The organism is Bradyrhizobium amphicarpaeae (genome assembly GCF_002266435.3).
Taxonomy (GTDB): domain Bacteria; phylum Pseudomonadota; class Alphaproteobacteria; order Rhizobiales; family Xanthobacteraceae; genus Bradyrhizobium; species Bradyrhizobium amphicarpaeae.
The window spans coordinates 4,103,041-4,116,807 of record NZ_CP029426.2 but is presented as its reverse complement, the minus strand read 5'-3'; the positions used below and the strand labels follow the sequence as shown (position 1 = coordinate 4,116,807).

At 64.2% G+C, this 13,767-nt stretch carries 14 protein-coding genes and 1 tRNA gene; 9 read left to right on the top strand and 6 right to left on the bottom strand.

What is annotated here, in order from left to right; all coding sequences use genetic code 11:
- The first annotated feature begins 292 nt into the window (after positions 1–292).
- The 5 genes from plsX to CIT40_RS19115 all read left to right on the top strand — a co-directional run bounded on the left by plsX (position 293) and on the right by CIT40_RS19115 (position 3,608).
- A complete protein-coding gene (gene plsX, locus CIT40_RS19135; RefSeq protein WP_094891822.1) occupies positions 293–1,354 on the top strand; it encodes a phosphate acyltransferase PlsX in 1,062 nt (353 codons plus the stop codon).
- Entirely contained in the window at positions 1,351–2,331 is a 981-nt protein-coding gene (locus CIT40_RS19130) for a beta-ketoacyl-ACP synthase III (RefSeq protein ID WP_094891821.1), read from the top strand. The genes plsX and CIT40_RS19130 overlap by 4 nt, the downstream gene beginning before the upstream one ends.
- A 134-nt stretch (positions 2,332–2,465) precedes the next feature.
- Positions 2,466–2,807 (top strand): integration host factor subunit alpha, encoded by a 342-nt coding sequence (locus CIT40_RS19125; RefSeq protein ID WP_193550869.1) that lies wholly within the window; start codon positions 2,466–2,468, stop codon positions 2,805–2,807.
- A gap of 27 nt (positions 2,808–2,834) precedes the next feature.
- Positions 2,835–3,419, top strand: coding sequence for a MerR family transcriptional regulator (locus CIT40_RS19120; RefSeq protein ID WP_094891820.1), 585 nt, complete (start codon positions 2,835–2,837; stop codon positions 3,417–3,419).
- A 111-nt stretch (positions 3,420–3,530) separates the two neighbouring features.
- A tRNA-Pro gene (locus CIT40_RS19115) sits at positions 3,531–3,608 on the top strand.
- Between the two features lie 488 nt (positions 3,609–4,096).
- On the opposite strand, the gene CIT40_RS19110 is transcribed toward CIT40_RS19115, so the two are convergent.
- Positions 4,097–4,720 carry a TetR/AcrR family transcriptional regulator gene (locus CIT40_RS19110; RefSeq protein ID WP_162307569.1) on the bottom strand — a complete coding sequence of 208 codons (624 nt, stop codon included), beginning with the start codon at positions 4,718–4,720 and terminating at the stop codon, positions 4,097–4,099.
- A 121-nt stretch (positions 4,721–4,841) separates the two neighbouring features.
- Between CIT40_RS19110 and CIT40_RS19105 the strand changes: the two genes are divergently transcribed.
- Entirely contained in the window at positions 4,842–5,816 is a 975-nt protein-coding gene (locus CIT40_RS19105; protein WP_100298062.1) for an alpha/beta fold hydrolase, read from the top strand.
- A gap of 134 nt (positions 5,817–5,950) precedes the next feature.
- Here the strand turns inward: CIT40_RS19105 and CIT40_RS19100 are convergent, their stop codons facing one another.
- A complete protein-coding gene (locus tag CIT40_RS19100) occupies positions 5,951–6,190 on the bottom strand; it encodes a hypothetical protein (protein WP_094891819.1) in 240 nt (79 codons plus the stop codon).
- 541 nt (positions 6,191–6,731) lie between these two features.
- Between CIT40_RS19100 and CIT40_RS19095 the strand changes: the two genes are divergently transcribed.
- Both CIT40_RS19095 and CIT40_RS19090 read left to right on the top strand, forming a co-directional pair.
- On the top strand, positions 6,732–7,703 hold the full coding sequence (locus CIT40_RS19095; protein WP_094891818.1) for an SDR family NAD(P)-dependent oxidoreductase: 972 nt from the start codon (positions 6,732–6,734) through the stop codon (positions 7,701–7,703).
- 250 nt (positions 7,704–7,953) lie between these two features.
- Positions 7,954–9,069: an alpha/beta hydrolase family protein gene (locus tag CIT40_RS19090; RefSeq protein WP_094891817.1), complete on the top strand. Its 1,116-nt coding sequence runs from the start codon at positions 7,954–7,956 to the stop codon at positions 9,067–9,069.
- A gap of 16 nt (positions 9,070–9,085) precedes the next feature.
- Here the strand turns inward: CIT40_RS19090 and CIT40_RS19085 are convergent, their stop codons facing one another.
- Complete coding sequence (locus tag CIT40_RS19085; protein ID WP_162307568.1) at positions 9,086–9,592, bottom strand: MarR family winged helix-turn-helix transcriptional regulator; 507 nt, start codon at positions 9,590–9,592, stop codon at positions 9,086–9,088.
- 401 nt (positions 9,593–9,993) lie between these two features.
- Here CIT40_RS19085 and CIT40_RS19080 point away from each other — a divergent pair, with 401 nt between their 5' ends.
- Positions 9,994–11,544, top strand: coding sequence for a porin (locus CIT40_RS19080; RefSeq protein ID WP_094891815.1), 1,551 nt, complete (start codon positions 9,994–9,996; stop codon positions 11,542–11,544).
- Positions 11,545–11,811: 267 nt separating this feature from the next.
- Here the strand turns inward: CIT40_RS19080 and CIT40_RS19075 are convergent, their stop codons facing one another.
- From CIT40_RS19075 to CIT40_RS19065, 3 genes are all read right to left on the bottom strand, one after another.
- Complete coding sequence (locus CIT40_RS19075; RefSeq protein WP_094891814.1) at positions 11,812–12,282, bottom strand: GcrA family cell cycle regulator; 471 nt, start codon at positions 12,280–12,282, stop codon at positions 11,812–11,814.
- Positions 12,283–12,354: 72 nt separating this feature from the next.
- Entirely contained in the window at positions 12,355–12,552 is a 198-nt protein-coding gene (locus tag CIT40_RS19070) for a hypothetical protein (RefSeq protein WP_007603456.1), read from the bottom strand.
- Positions 12,553–12,754: 202 nt separating this feature from the next.
- Positions 12,755–13,696, bottom strand: coding sequence for an acetamidase/formamidase family protein (locus tag CIT40_RS19065; RefSeq protein ID WP_094891813.1), 942 nt, complete (start codon positions 13,694–13,696; stop codon positions 12,755–12,757).
- Between the last annotated feature and the right edge of the window lie 71 nt (positions 13,697–13,767).

The following is a 13,767-nucleotide window of genomic DNA, read 5'->3' as shown; positions in this document are numbered from 1 at the left end:
ATTCCCGGGAGCACCGCTTTGCTACGGGGCGTGAGGTGCTTGCGTGAGTGGTTTGAAAGGCTGCTTTATCTATCTGATTCCGATGTGTTTCCTGTCAATTTGCCGTTTGGCGGCCGGACCGCCCTGAAAGCAAAAGGCTGGGGGCAAGAGGTTGTTTCGGGGTAACAAAACGCTATTGTCGCGCCCCGGCCGGGGCGCGGCGTGGCGCTCGACCGATCGCCATGTCCATGGCGAACCCATTCTGCGGCCCCGCTCGTTCATGACCGCACCAGATCAGGTTTCCAGGACTTTTATGCCAAGCAAGATTCGCATCGCGCTGGACGCCATGGGGGGCGACGCCGGCGCCGCCGTGGTCGTTCCCGGCGCCGCCATCTCGCTGGGCAGGCATCGCGATGCCGAATTCCTGCTGATCGGGGACCGCGCCAGGATCGAGCCCGAGCTCGACCGCCATCACCAGCTCAAGGCGGCCTCGAAGATCATCCACACCGACGTGGCCGTCAGCGGTTCGGACAAGCCGAGCCAAGCGCTGCGGCGCGGCCGCAGAACGTCCTCGATGTGGATGGCCATCGATGCGGTGAAGCAGGGCGAGGCGGATGTTGCGGTCTCCGCCGGCAATACCGGCGCGCTGATGGCGATGTCGCGCTTCCATCTGCGCACATTGCCGGGGGTCGACCGTCCGGCCATCAGCGGGATATGGCCGACCAAGCGCGGTGAAACCATCGTGCTCGACCTCGGCGCCACCATCGGCGGCGACGCGCACCATCTGGTGTCGCTCGCAGTGATGGGCGCGGCGATGGCGAGCGTGCTGTTCGACAAGAAGCGCCCCACGGTCGGGCTGCTCAATATCGGGGTCGAGGAGATCAAGGGGCACGAGGAGATCCGCGACGCCGGCGAAATCCTGCGCGCGCGGAACCTGCCGGAACTCGACTATATCGGTTTCGTCGAGGGCGACGGCATCGGCAAGGGGCACGCCGACGTCATCGTGACCGAAGGTTACAGCGGCAATATCGCGCTCAAGGCTGCCGAGGGAACCGCGCGGCAGATGGCGGAATTGCTGCGCGAAGGGATGCAGCGGACCTGGATGACAAAGCTCGGCTATCTCTTTGCGCGCGACGCCTTTCAGGCGCTGCGCAACAAGATGGACCCGAACAAGTCCAACGGGGGCGTGTTCCTGGGTTTGAACGGATTAGTGGTCAAGAGCCATGGCGGAATCAGCGCCGAAGGCTTTGCCTCGGCGATCGATGTTGGCTATGAGATGGTCAAATTCGATCTCCTGAACAAGATCAATCAGATGCTCAACCGCGAAGGTGGTGCACTCAATTCAGTGCAGGCCGCGCAGGAGGCTGTTTCGTGACTCAGATTCGTTCGGTCGTGCTGGGCTGCGGCTCTTATTTGCCGGAGCAGGTGGTGACCAACGCCCAGCTGGCGGCGCGTATCGACACGTCCGACGAGTGGATCGTGCAGCGCACCGGCATTCGCGAGCGGCACATCGCCGGCGAGGGCGAGTTCACCTCGCATCTGGCGATCAAGGCGGCGCAGGCTGCGCTGACCGACGCCGGCCTGGACGCACAGTCGATCGACCTGATCGTGCTGGCGACCTCGACGCCGGACAACACGTTTCCCGCGACCGCGGTCGCCGTGCAGCACGGGCTCGGCATCAACCACGGCGCGGCCTTCGATCTCCAGGCGGTATGCTCGGGCTTCGTGTTCGCGCTCGCCACCGCCGACAATTTCCTGCGCACCGGCGCCTTCAAGCGCGCGCTGGTGATCGGCGCGGAGACCTTCTCGCGCATCCTCGACTGGACCGACCGCGGCACCTGCGTGCTGTTCGGCGACGGCGCCGGCGCGGTGGTGCTGGAGGCGCAGGAGCAGCCGGGCAAGGCCGCGACCGATCGCGGCATCGTCACCACGCATCTGCGCTCCGACGGCCGCCACAAGGCAAAACTGTTCGTCGACGGCGGTCCGTCCTCGACCCAGACCGTCGGTCATCTGCGCATGGAGGGCCGCGAGGTCTTCAAGCATGCGGTCGGCATGATCACCGACGTCATCGTCGACGCCTTCGAGGCGACCGGGCTCAATGCCGACAGCATCGACTGGTTCGTGCCGCACCAGGCCAACAAGCGAATCATCGACGCCTCCGCCCACAAGCTGCATATCGCGCCGGAGAAGGTGGTGCTGACGGTGGACCGTCACGGCAACACCTCGGCCGCCTCAATTCCGCTGGCGCTGTCGGCTGCGCGCAAGGACGGTCGCATCAAGCGCGGCGACATGGTTCTCATGGAGGCGATGGGCGGCGGCTTCACCTGGGGCTCGGCGATGGTGCGCTGGTAGAGCCACACTCGATAAAATTTTGCCGGAATTTGTTGCGATTATCGATGCGCCTGCATTGATGAGCGCTGTTGACCGCCGTATCGTAAGCTCATAATTTCAGACAACAATTGTTCGCCGTGATGTGGGGCAGGGCGATGACCGATCAAAGTAAAACCGTAACGCGTGTCGATCTGTGCGAAGCCGTCTACCAGAAGGTGGGGCTGTCGCGCACGGAATCGTCCGCCTTCGTGGAACTCGTGCTGAAGGAGATCACCGACTGCCTGGAAAAGGGCGAGACGGTGAAGCTGTCTTCGTTCGGGTCCTTCATGGTCCGCAAGAAGGGCCAGCGCATCGGTCGCAACCCGAAGACCGGCACTGAGGTGCCGATCTCGCCGCGCCGGGTCATGGTGTTCAAGCCGTCGGCGATCCTGAAGCAGCGGATCAACGCGCAGCACCGGACCAACGGTGACGCCAGCAAGGTTCAACCCGAGGCGTAATCGCGCCCTGCGCAAAGGATTTGGCATTTGGACAAGGCGCCGGATGCGTTCCGAACCATCAGCGAAGTAGCGCAGGAACTCGACATTCCCCAGCACGTGCTGCGGTTCTGGGAGACCCGGTTCTCCCAGATCAAGCCGATGAAGCGCAGCGGCGGCCGCCGCTATTACCGCCCCGACGACGTCGACCTGCTCAAGGGCATCCGCCGGCTGCTATACGGCGAGGGCTACACCATCCGCGGTGTGCAGCGGATCCTGAAGGAGCACGGCGTCAAATCGGTGCAGGGCCTCGCCGACAGCGCGGCGGCAGTCTCGTTCGGCGCCATCGAGGACGCCATCGGCGCCAGCCTGATGGAGCCCGAGGACGAGGAGGCGCCGATCAAGGGCGTCACCGACAGCGACGAGGACGACTACCAGGGTGATGAGGAGGAAGGCATCGACTTCCGCTTCACCGAGGTCGACGACGAGGACATCCTCACCACCTTCCGCAAGGGCGGCACCACTCCCGCGGCCCCGGCCGGCCCCAGTGCGCTGGACCGGGAACGGCTGGGCCGCGTCCTCGCCGACCTCGTCGCCTGCCGCGAGATGCTGGACCAGGCGCTCAAGGACGGGTGAGGGCGCCTTCCGGCGGCTTTGCGGGCCGTTCCGGGGCGTGTGGGCGGAGACGGCAAAATGCTGCGGCCTCGCCTTGCGCATCGCCCCGATCCTAGCTAATGGAACGACGTTCGGAGCGTGGCGCAGCCCGGTTAGCGCACTAGTCTGGGAGACTAGGGGTCGGAGGTTCAAATCCTCTCGCTCCGACCATTTTTTCCAAAGCATCGGTTGGGGATGGACGGTCGGGATTGAGCCCGCGCCGCCCTTGAGGCATGCGCTACGGTCGCGGCGTGTGGCTGTTGCGGTGGCGGCAAATCGAAATGTCGAAAACAACCCCATGCACAGTAGCGATGTCATTGGCGGAATGATGGTTTTCCGAAGCGATTTGACCGGTCAGGCAAAACAGGGATATGCTGTCATCATACCGGCGTGTGGGCTCAGCTCTCGGTCTGCACGGCTCGGCATGTTCGCGCTGACCACCCCGTCCGCGTGGCGTCACCGCGCGTGAACGCGTTGATTAGATTGTTCCGGATGTCGTCAAGCTCACCAACGCCTTTGAGGCTTGCATCGACCTTGATGTCGACCAGCGGCTTTGAGCTATCGTTCTGCGGCGCTTCATCCTCAGCATAGGTGTTGACCTCTCAAGTAAGCAGCCCAAACTATAGGAAGGTCAGAACTTGGGCTTGGCCACGTGGCTGTTACCTCAAATAGCCCACCACCAACCGCGTCGTCTCGTCCACCAGCACCTTCACCATCTTCTCCGACAGCATCTCCGCCCCGTGCAGCACCGTGTTGTGCGCGACAGCCTCGATCGTGCTCACGCAGATGAACGTGGCTACGCCCGGGTCGATCTTTCGCATCTCCTTGCGGCGGCTTTCGAGATAGGCGCGCACCAGGGTTTGGATCTCGCGATTGAAGGCTTCGACATCCCTAAGCTGGCCGGTGCGCGGGATCTGTTCGGCCAGCACGCGGTGCAGTTTCGGGTTGATGCGGTGGGCTTCGATCGCGACGGTGACGAGTTTCCGCACCGCCTTGTCGATCGGCAGGTCGGCAATTTCGGTGAGCGCGGTGCGGACGAGGCCCATGATCGCCTCGTTGTGGCGGTCGATCACGGCGGCGACGAGGGCCTCCTTGCCCGGAAAATACTGGTAGAGCGAGCCGACGCTGACGCCGGCCACTTCGGCGATGCGGTTGGTGCTGGCTTTCTCGAAGCCTTCGCGCACCAGAATGCGAGCAGTCGCCTCGACCAGCGCGTCGATGGTGGCGCGCGATCGCGCCTGCGAGGCATTTTTCCGGGGTTTTGTCGGCGCTTTGCGGTCCACGGCCTTGTGATCTGAATGCGAGTTGGAAAAGCGAGTGAATGCTCGCATTATAGCGGCAGGTATCCGCCGGTCGGCAAGCCTCTTTGTCGCCGTCGCGAACGCGCCAGGTGGGGATGTGGCCATGAGCGTTGCCAGGATCGTGTCGGCCTTGCAGTTTTGTCCCGGTGGTTGCTGGTTCAGTCCGCCGGCCCGGCGCGATCCCGCACCCAGCCTGCAAAGCCGCGCCTTCAACCTGCTGCTGCGGCTGCTCCCGTTCAAGCAGCAACTCGCCTCGGTCGAGGCCGTGCAGGCGCATGTGCAGAAGCTCGCCTTGCAGCCGGCCTCTCACGAGCCGACGGGCCTGGGGCGCGGCGTCGAGGTGACCCTGACCAAGATGGGCGGCTGGCCGGTCTATTACACCGCGCCGTCGTCGGGCTTCGAGGGCTGCAACTACGTCATGTTCCTGCACGGCGGCGGCTTCATCAACGAGATCGTGCCGGCGCATTGGCGCTTCATCGGCCAGATGACGCGCGAGGCGCGCGTGTCGTGCGTCGTGCCGATCTATCCGCTTGCGCCGCGCGCCACCGCGAAGGACCTCGTGCCGGCGACGGGCGAGCTGCTGCGCATGCTGCTGGAAGATGCCGGATCCGCAAAAGTCACGCTGGTCGGCAATTCCGCCGGCGCAGGCCTCGCGCTCGCTGCGTGCCAATGGCTGCGCGATCACGGCCATCGGCAGCCGGCCCGGCTGGTGCTGATCTCGCCTGCCGCGGACGCCTCGGTCAGCCGTCCGGAGCAAATGGAGATCGCACGCCGCGATCCGATCCAGGATATCCCGGGCATCGTCGAGACCGGGCGGCTCTACGCCGGCGATCTCGATATCGGCCACCCCTTCGTCAGCCCGCTCAACGGTGTCTTCCGCTTCCTCGCGCCGATGACGATCTTCTCCGGCACGCGCGATCTGCTGTATCCCGACAGCGTCGATCTCGCCGAGCGGGCGAGGGCGGTGGGCGTGCCGGTCGAGCTGCATCTGCTGCGTGACCAGCCGCACAATTACGCGCTGATGCCGACGCCGGAGGGGCGCAGGGCGCGGGCGCAGATCATGCGCGTGGTGGCTTGAGGGAAAGGTGTGACCGTGGTCACAGGGCGCGCCGCCTCGGTCGGGTTTGGCGCTGGTCGTGCCCGCGGAGGGCAAGCCGGCCCCCGGGCGTTTCCTCGTATCCGTCATTGACGGATCAGTAGTTTTGCGGGGCCTTAGGCGTGGCCCTTGATCTCGTAATGGCCGGGCACGCATTTGTATCGATCCAGGCGCCAATTGGCGTGATAGATCGGATGCTCGCCCATCCATTTCGCCAACGGCGCCTGTGCGCCGATCGCACATTGCATCATCGAGATCTCGGGCGTCATGTTGCTGTCGGTCACGATTTCCTCGATGCAACTGCCTGAGCTGGCGGCGCTTAGCCGGCAGAGCACGGCAACGACGGTCACGAACATTCCTGTCACCTCATCGGTAGTTTCAGACCACGAAGAAGATGCAAGCGGAGTGCCAGAGCCTGTGACACGCAAACCACACGCTGGCCTGGCCGACTCGACCCAGCGTCCGGAGTCCATTTGACGATTCGGACTGTAAAAAAATTGCCCATAAACCGAAGCCGGACAAATACGGGAAACGGGGCCCGTAAAGCTCCGGCGGCCTCGCCCGCAACGCATCCTTCGAGACGCCCGCCTCCGGCGTGCCCTCAGGATGAGTGCGGAGTATGCGGCAGCAGCTTCAACGAGCACCAACTCCGCTCAGCCTCATCCTGAGCAGCCGCGCCCCTCGCGCGGCGTCTCGAAGGACGAGGCGCTTGCTCAATCGTCGCCGAAGCGGACCGCGCGATGATCGGATCAGTGCGGCCGATAGTCCGCGTACCGAAATAACCGCGTCGCCGATCCGCTTTCATTTGCGGATGCGGGGCTGCTACATTTCGTGCACGCGCCAGCGCGTGCGCGATGACGAAGAAACAGACCGACAAGGGGAGGGGCCGAAAGTCCCATGAAGGATTTCGCAGGAAAGATCGCCGTCATCACCGGCGGCGGCACGGGAATGGGGCGCGAGCTCGCGCGGCAGCTCGTGGCCGAGGGCTGCAATGTCGCGATGTGCGACGTCTCCGAGGCCGCGATGGCCGAGACCAAACGGCTCTGCGAGATCGAGAAGCTGCCGCAAGGGCTGCGCGTCACGACACATGTCGCCGACGTCTCGATCGAGGATCATCTGAAGCGCTTTCGCGACGAGCTCGCCGAGCAGCAGAAGACGGACAGGATCCATCTGCTGTTCAACAACGCCGGCATCGGCGGCGGCGGCAGCCTGTTCACCAACACGCGCGAGCAGTGGGAGCGCACCTTCAACATCTGCTGGGGCGGCGTCTATCTCGGTGTGCGCACCTTCCTGCCGATGCTGGTCGCGGCCGACGAGGCCCACATCGTCAACACCGCCAGTGTCAACGGGTTCTGGGCTTCGATCGGCATGGGCCAGGCGCACACCGCCTACAGCTCGGCCAAGTTCGCGGTGAAGGGATTCACCGAAGCGCTGATCAACGACCTCCGCCTGCATGCGCCGCACGTCAAATGCTCGGTGGTGATGCCCGGTCATATCGGCACCTCGATCGTCTCCAATTCGCGCAAGGTGCAGAGCGCCGACGGCTCGGAGCGGCTCAACGCGGACGAGGTCGCGCTGACCCGCAAGCGCATGGTCGCCGCCGGCGTGCCGGATGCCGAGAAGATGTCGGACGACGACATCCAGGCGGTGTTCGCCGAGCGCGCCCGCAGCTTCCTCGAGGATGCGCCGACCACGGCTGCACAGGCCGCGAAGATCATTCTCGACGGGGTCAAGGCGGAGCGTTGGCGCATCCTCGTCGGCGACGACGCCAGGCGCCTCGACGAACGCGTGCGCGCCACGCCGGAGCAGGCGTATGATCGCGCTTTCTACGAAAGCTTTACGCAGGAGGTCGGTTGGCGGCTCGGTTGAGATCGCCTACAGGGCGCGCGGATATAGGTATGATCATCATCATGGCAAGAGGCGTGCAGGTATTTGTACGTGCCACCTCCTGCCAATGGCGATCGCCTCATGACGTATTGGAATGTCACGCATGCGAGCGGACCGTTTCGTTCAAGCGATGGTGATCTCGAACGGCTCTCATTCGGTGCACGGCTGCTTGGTCGGTGCACTGAATTGGTCTACTCAATCGAGGGTAACGCGATGATAGAGCGTAGCTCCGATGATACCCGCATGCCTCTCCGACGACTGGATCCTCTGCCCGGAGCGGGAGGACATCTCCGCTGAATTCACCCGGCTCCTGACCGCGGCCCAGGAGGGCGGCGCCACGATCGCCGAATGCCTGATGATCGCGCGGCAGCTGAAGCGGGGCGACGACCGGTCCTGGCATCGCGAGTGGAAGAAGCTGGCGCAGGCCAATCGGCACCGCGCCGAGGCAGCGTTCGCGGAAGGCCACATGGCAAGCGCGCAGCGCAACTGGCTGCGCGCGATGAACTATTATGGTGCGGCGGCGATGCCGCTCGAGCCGGACGACGAGCGCCGCTGGGTTGCGGTGCTCGCGATGCAGGAATGCGCCCGCCGCTACCTCGCGGCGCGCGGGCCCGCCGGCGAGGTCGTGACGATCCCCTGGCTCGACGGACATGCGCTGCAGGGCTATTTCCTTCCCGCGCCGTCGGCAAGCGAGCGGGCTCCGACCGTGATCTGCATCGGCGAGCCCGGCCACCGCAAGGAAGAATTCCTGCACAAGCTCGTGCCGCATGCGCGCGAGCGCGGATTCTCGATGCTCGCGCTCGATCTGCTCGGCGACCAGCGCGACGACTTCACCGACGAGCTGTTGCGCCGGGGGGATCTCGAAAGCGCGATTCCCTGCGTGATGGATCATCTGGAGACGCGGGGCGACATCGATTTCGCCCGGATCGGAATCATCGCCGACGGCTGGGGCTCGTCCTTCGTGGCGCGCGCACTGTTGCAGGAGCCGCGGCTTGCCGCCGCCGTCTGCGACGGCGGCCTGTGGGACCTGCACGAGCGGGCCTTCTATGCCAGCCGCTTCGCGATGAGCGACGTCACCATCGTGCCGGTGCCGCACGCCCCGCTGATGGCCTCCAGCGCCGACTGTCCGGTGCTGATCACGCTCGGCGAGGACGGATGGCTCAAGGCCGACCGGGCGCGTCAGATCGTCGAGAGCTCCCGGCTCGCCAGTCCGGATGTCATGCTGAAGGTGTTCACGGCGGCCGAGACCGGCGCCGCGCAGTCCCATGCGGACAATCCGAGCCTTGCCAACGAGTTCATTTTCGACTGGCTCGAATCGCGGCTCGGCGCCGCCGCCCGGCGGATCTAGGCGCCGCACCAAGCCTTCAATAGTCGATCGAAATCCGGACGCAGGCTTTCTGCAGGCGAGTCTTCAGCGTCGCAAGCTTGCCGGTGAATTCCGTCAATTCGTCCTCGTCGAACTCCTCGAACACGAACTCGCGGATCGTCTTGTACTGCTCGTTGAGGCTTGCGATGTGCTTCTGGGTCTTGTCGGCCAGCGACAGTCGCACCACGCGGGCGTCGGTCGGGGAGGGGCGGCGGCGCAGCAGGCCCTTCTTTTCGAGCAGCTTGGACTGGGTGGTGACAAAGGACGGATCGACGTGGAGAAGCTTGGAGACCATGTTGACCGGAATGCCGTCGTCCTTGTCGAGGTCGGAGATGGCCATCAGGATCAGCCATTGCGGGCCGCTGATGCCGAGCGTCTTCGCCCAGAACTGACGCAGCTCCTCCAGATACATGTTGATCGACGAGATCTCCCAGGTGAAGCGCCTGATGATATCCAAATTGCCGACCGAGCGCAGGCGCGCTCCTTCTTTCCTCGTCGCGGACACAACGTCACTCCCGTGAACCGATTGTTCAGGCCGGTGTTCGTGGAAAGCCATAGTCCACGCAAGCCTGCCCTGACGCAAGTGCAGGGCAGGGTAATTTCGTCACTAAAATTACAAAGATGATCAGATCATTGATTCGCCCGTACGCCGGTGTTGCGCGCGAAACACACGTGCAGCAAAACCGAAAAGCTTATCTAATAAACTATTTTGATTACTGACCGACGCAGGCATACTGGTTCCCGACGGTGGGGGGTACTCGATCGTCCCGTTGCAGGTGGTTCGCTCACGTTCCTCGCGTCGAAAGCGGGGGTGTCCGAAAACGGCCGAGCGGATTGATAGAGACGGGGATCTTGGGGGGCCTCACGGTCCGGTCTCCGTAAAATGAGCAACTTGGAGGTTTTAAGATGAAAGTGGTGAAGAGCCTTTTGCTCGGCACTGCGGCGGGTCTGATCGCCGTCGGTGGAGCCCAAGCGGCCGATCTTCCGGTCAAGGCCAAGGCGGTCGAGTACGTCAAGATCTGCACGCTGTACGGCGCGGGCTTCTATTACATCCCGGGCAGCGACACCTGCATCAAGCTCGGCGGCTATGTGCGTGCCGAAGTGGCGCTCAACGCCGGCGGCAATTACAGCGCCCAGTACAACGGCGTGTTCGCGGCCAACAACCGCCTGACCAACTACTACTCGATGCGCGCTCGTGAAGACCTCAACATCGACACGCGCACCGCGACCGAGTACGGCGTGGTCCGCACCTATTTCGACGCGGTCTTCACCTGGACGACCGGCAACTACGGCGGAACCGGTTCGGGCACGGGTGCGACCCAGTACAGCGGCACGGTCGGCCTCAACGCGGCCGGCACCGGCCTCACCGGCTCGACCAACATCAACGGCACCGACGGCAACGTCTCGGGCGGTGCGCTCGGCGTCTACTACGCCTTCATCCAGTTCGCCGGCTTCACCATGGGTAAGGCCGTGTCGCAGTTCGACGCGCCCTGGATCAACTATCCGGGCAACAATTTCGACCAGCTCGTCGGCGGCAGCGGCACCACCAATGGCGTGACCCAGTTCACCTACACCGCCGATTTCGGTCAGGGCATCACGGCTGCATTCTCGGCGCAGGACCAGACGCAGGTGTTCCAGACCAATGTCTGGAACACGGCCGGCATGTCCACCGCCGGCGTTCTCGGCGGTGCCTATGGCTCGAACGACCTCGGCGGCACCCGCGCGCCCGATCTCGTTGCCATGGTTCGCGTCGAGCAAGCCTGGGGCTTGTTCCAGGCTTCGGTCGCCGCGCACGACAACCACGTCGCCTATTACGGTGCGACCGAAACCACCGGTCATCCCGAAGACAAATGGGGCTGGGCCGTTCAGCTTGCGCTCGGCATCAAGAACATCCCGACCGGCGCCGGCGACGTGATCAACATCTCGGGCGTCTACACCGAGGGTGCGAGCCGCTACAACTTCCAGGAGCTGGCGGCGACCAGCTACTCGATGTTCGGCAGCTCGAACGCTGCGTATCAGAGCATCGGCTTCGCCGGCGTGTCCGACGCGGTGTTCGCACCGGGCGGCAGCCTCGAGCTGACCAAGACCTACGGCTTCCGGGGTGCCTATACCCACAACTGGAGCCCGTACTGGAACACGGCGCTGTACGGCGCGTGGGCCGCGGTCAATTACAGCGGCACCGCGAAGGGCCTGATCTGCGGCAGCGCGGCGTTCGCCACGCTGACCGGCACCTGCAACCCGGACTTCAACATCGGCCAGGTCGGCGTCATCACCCGCTGGACGCCGGTGAAGAACCTGACCTTCTCGGCTGACTTCACCTACAGCCACCTCGACCAGAAATATTCTGGCGCGATCACGACTGCAGCGCTGACGGGCGTCGCCAAGCCGGCGGCGACCTACGAGATCAAGGATCAGGACACTTACAGCCTGCTGCTGCGCGCCCAGCGCAACTGGTAAGCGCGAGATCTGCTCCGATCCGACACAGGCCCCGGCGGGACACCGCCGGGGCTTTTTTTGCAGGGCCTTCGGAAACATTTGGCCCGTGCAGACGGCGAAGACGAGCCATGCGATTCAAGCGCCTCAGATTTATTTACTTACATGAGTTACTAAGCTATACCACTTGAAGCCAGATACGAAAGTTGCGGCTCTTAGCTTCACGCTAAGCCTCCAGAAACCTCCGGCGATGCCCCGCCGGAGGTTTTTCATTTTGTGCGACGGCGGCCTTCAACCGCGCATCACGCGGGCCCGTCCGTTCGGCCGGTAGGCGAGGCGGCTGTGGCCGGTGCAATAGGGCTGGCCGTCGGGCGCGGAATTGCCGCAGAAGCAGAAATCCTCGGCGCCCGGGCTCGAGATCGGCCAGCGGCAGCGGTTCTCCGAGAGCTCCAGCAGAGAGCAGCGATTGGCGTCGTCGATCGGACCTGTGGCCACGGGTGCGTCGGCGTCGCCATAGATCGTGGCGAGCATCTCATATTGCAGCCGCGGCACGGTCCTCGGCGTCCGCGCCGGCCGGTCCTGAACCTTGCGGTCGTCGATGGTGCGGCCGCGCGTGAGATTGAGGCGGGACAGCTTGCCGATCACGGCATTGCGGCTGACGCCGATGTCGGCGGCGATCTCGCGGCAGGAGAGGCCGGCCTCGAAGTGCTGCTTCAGAAGTTCAATTCGTTCGTCGGTCCAGGTGGGCGAAAGAACAGGCATGTGTCACGGTCCCAGGTTGCAGATGTGGCCATCCGCCGTCCGAGATCCGTCCGCATCACGTCCGGCGCGCGCTCACGTTCTGCCGTTGTCGCGAATCGACAGAAGTCCGTCCTTGATGGCGAGACGGATGCCTTCCTCGATCAGGGTACGCGCGACGCCGGGAACGCTGGTGCCGTGGGTGCCCTGTCTCACCAGCTTCTCCAGATAGGTGATGGTCGAGAGCGCCAAGGTTACGGGAATACGGTCAGTCTCGGCTTTTTCGGTGGCCATGGCCCGAACGCTAGCCTCATACTCGGGTACATAAAAGTAACGATTAAGACTCTATTTAGGTTCGGGGGTGGAAGTCAAATTCGGGCAAGACTGGTGCATCAGCTCGCTGGAATCGCTGGAGAATTTTGACATGGCCAGGCGCGCCGCGCGGGACATCGGGCGGCGGCGTAGCGTCGACAGGTCGGGAGGTGCGCGGGCCGGCTCAGCCGTGCACGATGGCCTTTTCGATCATGCAATGGATGCCCTTGGCGCCGTTCACGGTCTGGGTCACCCTGAGATCGGCGGCCAGGCTGCACAGCGTGTAGGCGTCCTCCCGCGACAGGTTTCGCGTTTCGCCGAGCAGGGCGATCATGTCCCGCAGCGCGCGCACCACGCACTGGTCGAGGTCGGGGTCCATCGCCATGGTCATGTAATGCGTGGCCGTCTCGGCGCGGGGATAGTCGAAGGTCAGATCCTTGCGCAGCGTCAGGCGGAAGCGGCCCTGCAGAGCGGTCTCGATCGCGGTGACGCAGACCTCGCCGTCGCCCTGCACGCCGTGGCCGTCGCCGCAGGAGAACATCGCGCCCGGCACGAACACCGGCAGATAGAGCGTCGCGCCGGCGCCGAGTTCCTTGTTGTCGAGATTGCCGCCCATGGCGCGCGGGATCAACGAGGAGATGCGGCCCCAGGCCGGCGGTGGCGACACGCCCATCACGCCGAAGAAGGGTTTGAGCGGCAGATCGAGACCCCACGGCATGCGGCCGACCATCCGCGTCCGGTCCAGCGGGATGTTCAGGATGCGGGTCTCGTGGAAATCGTCGGGCAGGGTGCCGGACAGCGGCTTGATCATGTTCCAGCCCCAATCCTGCCGGAGCTGGACGTCGAGGATCTCGACTGCGAGCACGTCGCCGGGCTCGGCGCCTTCGACCGCGATCGGCCCGGTGAGGATGTGCCCCGGCAGCATGCGCTCGTTGTTGGCGTGAACCTCGAACATCTCGGGGGGAATGTGAAACTTGTCGCGGTCCGGCAGCATGTCCGGGCCGCCGCTGATGGTGTCGACCGTCACCTCGTCGCCGCTTTTGACCGTCAGCACGGGCTCGAGCGCGGCTTCGAAGAAGCCCCAATGGCAGGTTCTGTGGCCGGAATGCAGGTGGTGATGGGTCATTTGCCGGGTCCGGTCGCTTTCATCAGGCCGGGCTTGACCCGGCGATCGATCCTCTTTCATGAAGAATTCTG

What these genes read in the sequence shown, in the direction of transcription:
- plsX (WP_094891822.1), top strand. Translation starts at nt 293, where the DNA reads ATGCCAAGCAAGATTCGCATCGCGCTGGACGCCATGGGGGGCGACGCC.
- CIT40_RS19125 (WP_193550869.1), top strand. Translation starts at nt 2,466, where the DNA reads ATGACCGATCAAAGTAAAACCGTAACGCGTGTCGATCTGTGCGAAGCC.
- CIT40_RS19105 (WP_100298062.1), top strand. Translation starts at nt 4,842, where the DNA reads ATGAGCGTTGCCAGGATCGTGTCGGCCTTGCAGTTTTGTCCCGGTGGT.
- CIT40_RS19100 (WP_094891819.1), bottom strand. Translation starts at nt 6,190, where the DNA reads ATGTTCGTGACCGTCGTTGCCGTGCTCTGCCGGCTAAGCGCCGCCAGC.
- CIT40_RS19095 (WP_094891818.1), top strand. Translation starts at nt 6,732, where the DNA reads ATGAAGGATTTCGCAGGAAAGATCGCCGTCATCACCGGCGGCGGCACG.
- CIT40_RS19090 (WP_094891817.1), top strand. Translation starts at nt 7,954, where the DNA reads ATGATACCCGCATGCCTCTCCGACGACTGGATCCTCTGCCCGGAGCGG.
- CIT40_RS19080 (WP_094891815.1), top strand. Translation starts at nt 9,994, where the DNA reads ATGAAAGTGGTGAAGAGCCTTTTGCTCGGCACTGCGGCGGGTCTGATC.
- CIT40_RS19075 (WP_094891814.1), bottom strand. Translation starts at nt 12,282, where the DNA reads ATGCCTGTTCTTTCGCCCACCTGGACCGACGAACGAATTGAACTTCTG.
- CIT40_RS19070 (WP_007603456.1), bottom strand. Translation starts at nt 12,552, where the DNA reads ATGGCCACCGAAAAAGCCGAGACTGACCGTATTCCCGTAACCTTGGCG.
- CIT40_RS19065 (WP_094891813.1), bottom strand. Translation starts at nt 13,696, where the DNA reads ATGACCCATCACCACCTGCATTCCGGCCACAGAACCTGCCATTGGGGC.